Raw genomic sequence first — 6,574 nt, 5'->3', positions numbered from 1 at the left:
GGCCTATGACGTCACCGTCGATGACGGCAAGGGCGGCACGGCAACCCAGACCGTGACGATCACAATCACCGGTACCAACGACGTCCCGATCATCACCTCGGGCACCCAGAGCGGTTCTGTGACGGAGATCGCCGACAAGGCGACGGGCGAGAACACGGCCACGCACACGCACGGCGGCACGATCGGCTTTTCCGACGTCGACACGCTGGATGAGCACAGCGCCAGCTTCACGGCGAACGGCAACGGCTACCTCGGTACCTTTGCACTCGGGACGCTCGATCAGGCCGGCAACGCGGTCGGCTGGAGCTTCAACGTCGTCGACAGCGTGCTCGACTCGCTGCAGTCCGGCCAGAAGCTGACCCAGACCTATGACGTCACCGTCGATGACGGCAAGGGCGGCAAGGCGACCCAGACGGTGACCATCACGATCACCGGCACGAACGATGCTCCGGTAATCACCTCGGTCTCACAAGGCGGTGCGGTGACGGAGATCGCCGACGGAGCGACCGGTGAGAATACGGCCACGCACACGCACGGCGGCACGATCGGCTTTTCCGACGTCGACACGCTGGATACCCACAGCGCCAGTTTCACGGCGCAGGGCGGTGGCTATCTCGGCACTTTCTCGCTCGGCTCGCTGAACCAGTCGACCGACTCGGTTGGCTGGAGCTTCCAGGTGGCCGACAACGTGCTGGATTCGCTGAATGCTGGTGAGACGCTGACGCAGAAGTACGATGTGACGATCGATGACGGCCATGGCGGCACGGCGGTACAGACGGTAACGATCACGATCACTGGCACTGATGATGGCGTGAGCGTCAACGGGCTGTCGTCCAGCGTCGAAGAGACGGTTTACGAGAAAAATCTCTCGGATGGTTCTTCGCCGAATGTGGCTGCACTTACGCAGACCGGCAGCTTCTCCGTGACGACGCCGGACGGACTCGCCGGCCTGAAGATTAATGGTACTTCGGTCGTGACGGCGGGCGCCTACGCCGTAGGAACCACGGTGGACACGGCACTTGGACTTCTGACGATCACCGGCTACACGCCAACGACGGTCAACGGTACGGTGACGGGCGCAACCTTCACCTACAGCTATCTGCTGCAGGACAGCAGCTTGGCGCATACTGCGGCTGGAGCCGATAGCGGGGTCTTCGATAACTTCGTCGTCGCCGTGACAGATGAAGATGGTTCGACGAGCAATGCCACGCTCAACATCCGGATCGTCGACGATGTCCCGACCGTCCAATCCATCAGCAGCGCCTACATGGGCAACGGTACCGGTGCGCTGGAAGGTGTCATCAATGCGACGCCAGGCGCCGACGGCATCAAAGTTTACAAGATCGACAGCGTGGGCGGGCTGCCTACTGGCTGGACCACAACGGGAACGGGCACCGGGCAGGTGCTCGTGAAGGACAACTTCGGTACCGACATCTATCGCCTGACAACGAACGCGGACGGGACCTATCAACTGGAACAGTTGAAGGAACGTCCTGGAACGCAGGTAACCATTGATGCGGCGAACGATTTCCCCAATAGCCCAACGAAGACCTACGATTTTGGCTTCGCCAAGTTTACAGCACTTGCATCCTCCTCGGGGCAAGTGACCTTCAATGCCAACACGGCGTCAGGCGGTGGAAACGAGTTCGGGATCGGCAATCCGGCCTTCTCTACTGGGGAGAAGTTCAAGATTGAATTCGATAAGGATGTATCGTCGGTTACCTTGCGTTTCGGGACGGTTAAAGATCCAGGATCGATTGAGTTCACGGTAAGGGATGGCAATTCCACGCCATACACCTTTTCCAAGACTGTCGTCGCGGGGCAGACGAGTGTTACAATTCTTCCGAGCGATGTCGGATTCAAGTTCGATTACATCGAAGTTCTTGGCAAGAACGGCATCAATGTCTCCTTCACGACGGTAGGTTACACCGAAACCGTCGCCGCTTCGGATTTGACGCTGACTTTTGGCGTTACCGGAGAAGACAGGGATGGCGATTTGTCGAATTCCTCGACGCTCACCTTCGTGTCCGACGGATCCACAACCACGGCAAATGAAATCAGCGGCAGTGCGGGGCATGATGTCATCCATGGCGGAGCTGGCGACGACACGCTCAACGGAGGTGACGGCAACGACATCATCTATGCGAGCGCGGGCGACGACGACATTAATGGCGGAGCAGGCGTGGACCTGCTCAACTTTTCAGATGCGACCGGTCCCGTCACGTTTACGCTGGTACAGAGCAGTTGGGAGGATGATGTAGATCTTTCCAGCGTCGGCCTGGGAGAGGAAGACTACAGGAATATAGAAGGTGTCATTGGCTCCGACTTCAATGACAAGCTTTACGGTAGCAGTTATGGCGACATTCTGGCCGGGGGCGAGGGCAACGATACGCTTTCGGGCAATGGCGGAGCCGACAAGCTCTACGGCGATGCCGGCAATGATACGCTGGTTGGCGGTTCCGGCAACGACACGCTGTATGGCGGGACGGGCGTCGACAAGCTGACTGGTGGCTCAGGCGACGACACCTTCGTTCTCGATGCGAAAGACCTGCAACTCGACATCGCCGACGTCATCACCGACTACGACGGCGACGACGACTCTGTCGACTTGTCGGCTTTGCTCGGTAACCTGCCTTCGGGAACGACGCTTGATGGCGACTATCTCCAGGTGGTTCAGGATGGGCAGAACGCCAACCTGCAAGTGGACACCGAAGGTAACGCCGGTAGTGGTGGCTGGCATACGGTTGCCGTGTTGGAGAACTTCAATGTCTCGACGGAAGTTGTGAAGGTGCTGTTCAACGAAAACGGGACGAAAACATCGCAGGATGTGCACTAACGCAAGGTCGATCTCGACAGTTCTGCGGTTCTCAGCAATCATCCGGGAACCGCATATTCAGGGGGAGCTTTCATGAGCAGAAGCATGCTGGCGGGGGTGATGCTCGCACTGATGCCCATATCCAGTTTCGCGGCCGACCTTATCGGCGACTATGCGCCGGCGGCCCGGCAATGCACCGAGATCAGCCAGTCCGCGCTGACGGTCGATCAGGACGTGGCGACGCTGACCAAGGAAGTCGTGGCGCGCATGGACGAGGCGATTGCCGTTGCCGACGATCCGCGCTGGATCGCTTCGACGCGGCCGGCCTTCGTCTGGGCGTCCGAGACCAAGGTCGCCTGCGGCAAGGCCTATGGTTACCTGCAATCGAGCTGGCGTGACGAGGACTACATTGCCAAGTGCGATTGCTTCTACGCCAAAATGCGGCACTTCATGAATTGAGACAGCCGGTATGATCGACATGCCCCACGTTGTGGTTTCCCCGGCACGGCGCGTGTCGTCGTGCCGACAATGGCTGGCACTCGGCGTGCTCGCGCTTGGCGTTCTCGCCGGTTGTCAGGGCGCTCCCACCGCCCCTGAGGTGCTCGACGTCGAATCGCCGCAGGCAAGGCATGCCCGGCGCGCATCCGAGCATGCGGTGAAGTCGCAGGAGGCCTTCGGAACCGGCGCAACGCGTGTCGGGCTTATCACTGCACTGATGGCGCCGTCGGGCGAAACGGTGCGCGAACGCGACATCCGCGACGGGGCGTCGCTCGCCGTGGACGAGGTGGGTGGTGGCCAGCTTTCGCTTTTGGTCGAAAATACCGACGGTTCGCCGCAGCAAGTCCAGGACGCCGCCAAGCGTCTCGCGGGCCAGAACGCGGCGTTGATTGCGCTGTCGGTTGCGGACGTGCCTGTCAGCACCGTCCGCCAGGGACTTGGCTCTGCCCGCGCGCCACTTCTCGCGTTGCGCGGCAACGGCGCCGAGCGGCCGGCCGGCACCTTCGCCTTCGTTTCTGACCGCATCGATAGCGCTGTCGAGGGCGCTTCCTATGCTTTTGCCTCCGGCCGCAAGCGGCTGATCGTGCTTTTGCCCAGCGATGTCTCTGCCGCCGAACGGCAAAGGCTGGATCGCGGTCTTGCGGGCTATGGCATCAAGCCGGCGCTTGTCGCCGTGACCGGCATCACGACATTTTCCGGTGACGCGGCCGCCAAGGCAAAGCTAAAGGATATTGATGCGGTTCTCCTCATCGGATCGGAAGGGGGGGAGGTCGGTTCTCTGTCGCAACTCAAGGCCAACGGCTATCTGAAACCGAATGCAATGGTCGTCGGAACTTCCGGTTGGACGAATGCCGCCTACAAGCGACCCGAATTTTCCGGAAGCCACCTCTGTCTCTTCGGCCCGGAAAACGGCTCGCGGATGACGTCGCGCTTCCTCGATCGCTACGAGCGTGCGGCAAGTGCGGACGCGGCTTATGGGTTCGACGTCATCGCCCTTGCGGCTGGTCTCGTGCGGTCCCAGGGGGAAGGCGCCATCAATCAGGAAAGCATCCGCGCGCCAAACGGTTTCGTCGGTGCGGCGGCCACCTTCCGGTTCACAAAGGACGGCTCGGTAGAGCGAACCTGCGCCATCTATCAGGTGACCGCCGGCAGCGTGAAGCTTCTGGATCCCGCGCCCCGCTCGTTCTGACCGAAGCGTTATTGACCAAAAACCGATGCGGCGAGCGACCGCGCTGCATTCGGTGTAGAGAAGCGGGCGAGGGCACGGCAGCTAAGCTCACGTTATCCGCAAGCTCGCGCCGTGATGCCGGAGGCCAAGGCGGGAGGCGACACGCTTCGACGAGGCGTTGTCTCGATCGGTACTGTAAAACAGGTGCGAGAGCGAAGCGTCGGCAGCCGCGACCAACCAGCCGTCGCAGCAGCGCCGAAACCGCGTCCTCGAAACGCCTTGGCGGTCACAAGCCCGAGTTCGGCGCCGGAATCGGTGAGCCGCGCCGCACATGCCAGGGAGGCGACTTCACCGTCGACAATGGCAGCGCACCAGGGCGACCAGAAGTCGGCAACGCCGTGGAAGCCAAGATCGAACCAGGACTCCGGAACCCCATCCGTCGCCTTCTTCGGGGTCGTTGCGAACGAGCCGCGCATCGCCTTGGTGAGGAGTGTCGTGCTGCAACTCAAAGACAAGGCCGCAATCGTATTCGGCAGGCCCATCATCACCAAGCAGCGACAGATAGCACTCAAGGTTCACAGGCGTGCTGGGATGAACGAAGGGCGGTTCGGTTGCGGCAAGTCCTTCCAGCTCCGCGACCAGACCGCCCGGCAGGTCCGCGCGTGCTTCGCACAGGTTTCCCTCCGCGCATCCGGCGAGCCAGAAGCGCGGGCCCGGTGCCTGATCCGGATCGGCGCGTGTTCGAAACAATGTGTGGAAGTCAATTTTCAGCCAATGGCTTGCTGGTATCATGAGGCGATCGCTCAATAATATCCCCGCATCCGTCGAGTACGTTCCTGGCGTGAGGGGGCAAGATGCCCACGGCGAGATCGGTCGCGCGCAATCGGCGACAAAGGAGCCTTGCGTTAAGGCGGGATTTTCATGTCTTGCCAATGCGTGAACTCTCATGGTAACGTTCCCACGAGCTTGAGGCCTGTCACCTTTGATGATGGCTTCCGGCCCGGGAGGAAACATGAAGAACGGACCCCGGCAACGGGCCACCATTATCGACGTCGCGGAGCGGGCAGGGGTCTCGAAGAGCACGGTTGCACGTGTTCTGGCGGGTTCTGCCAGCATTTCCGACGAAGCCCGCGACCGCGTGCTGAAGGCCGTTGCAGCCACCGGCTACGAGCGCAATCATCTGGCCGTCGGCATGCGTTCGGGGCGCAGCGGCATGCTCGGCCTGGTCATTCCCGATATCACCAACCCCTTCTGGGCCGAAGTCGCCCGCGGCGCCCAGGATCGCGCCGCCAAGGACGACATTTCGCTTCTCGTCTTCTCGTCGGACTGGGATGCCGGCACGGAGGCGACGCATCTTCGCGCCCTGCGGCGCGCCCGTGTCGATGGCGCGATCATCAATCCGGTCGCCGACAATTTCGATGATCTCGATCGCTTCGGCTTACCCTTCGTTTTCATTGGATCGAGCGCCGAGCGTTTTCCGGATACCTTGAGCGTCGGATCGGATATCGCCCAGGCTGTCCGTCTCGGCATGGATATCCTCGTTGAGCGCGGACACCCGGCGCCGGCCCTGATGCTCGGCCCGCGGTCGCGTCTTGCGCGCGCCCGGTTCCTGCGCGCCGTGCACGAGCATTGCATCGCGCGCGACATCGACCCCGACATCTTGCTGGTGGAAGAATCCGACTACACGGTCGAGGGTGGCCGAAAGGCCATGGGGCGTTTGCTCGCCGGGCCGTGGAGAGGCAGTCGCGCCGTCTTCGTCGCCAACGACCTGATGGCACTCGGTGCCATGATCGCCGTGCGCGAGGCGGGGCTCCGGTGCCCGGAGGATATTTCCATTCTTGGCTTCGACGGCATTCCGGCGGGTGCTTTCTCCTGGCCCGGTCTGACGACGATCGAAAAACCTGGCCGGCAGATCGGCATTCGCGCGGTCGAATGCCTGCTCGATCAGATTGCCGGCCGCCCGGAGCACGGCCGGATATTTCTGCCGTGCCGACTGGTCGAGCGCGGTTCGCTTGCCGATGTCTCGGCCTCGGTAGCTGTGCGCCCGGCGGCAGGGAGGTAACAATGAGCGTAAGCAACGATCTTGTAGCGGA

5 protein-coding genes are annotated in these 6,574 nt (G+C 61.7%); all 5 read left to right on the top strand.

The features are described 5' to 3' along the window. Positions 1-2,836, top strand: a 2,836-nt coding sequence (locus ASE71_RS27345; RefSeq protein ID WP_156411762.1) for a VCBS domain-containing protein, incomplete at its 5' end; no start/stop codon positions are given. Between the two features lie 72 nt (positions 2,837-2,908). Beyond that, positions 2,909-3,274, top strand: coding sequence for a hypothetical protein (locus ASE71_RS27340; protein ID WP_034798085.1), 366 nt, complete (start codon positions 2,909-2,911; stop codon positions 3,272-3,274). A gap of 10 nt (positions 3,275-3,284) precedes the next feature. Next, on the top strand, positions 3,285-4,502 hold the full coding sequence (locus ASE71_RS27335) for an ABC transporter substrate-binding protein (RefSeq protein WP_034798086.1): 1,218 nt from the start codon (positions 3,285-3,287) through the stop codon (positions 4,500-4,502). A 339-nt stretch (positions 4,503-4,841) separates the two neighbouring features. After that, positions 4,842-5,291 (top strand): hypothetical protein, encoded by a 450-nt coding sequence (locus tag ASE71_RS36030; protein WP_060520313.1) that lies wholly within the window; start codon positions 4,842-4,844, stop codon positions 5,289-5,291. Between the two features lie 202 nt (positions 5,292-5,493). After that, the gene (locus ASE71_RS27325) at positions 5,494-6,543 is read left to right on the top strand and encodes a LacI family DNA-binding transcriptional regulator (RefSeq protein ID WP_060520312.1); all 1,050 of its coding nucleotides are present in this window, start codon (positions 5,494-5,496) and stop codon (positions 6,541-6,543) included. Positions 6,544-6,574 lie beyond the last annotated feature (31 nt).

The sequence above is a fragment of the Ensifer sp. Root954 genome (assembly GCF_001429005.1).
Taxonomy (GTDB): Bacteria; Pseudomonadota; Alphaproteobacteria; order Rhizobiales; family Rhizobiaceae; genus Ensifer; species Ensifer adhaerens.
This window is presented reverse-complemented; position numbering and strand designations above follow the sequence as displayed.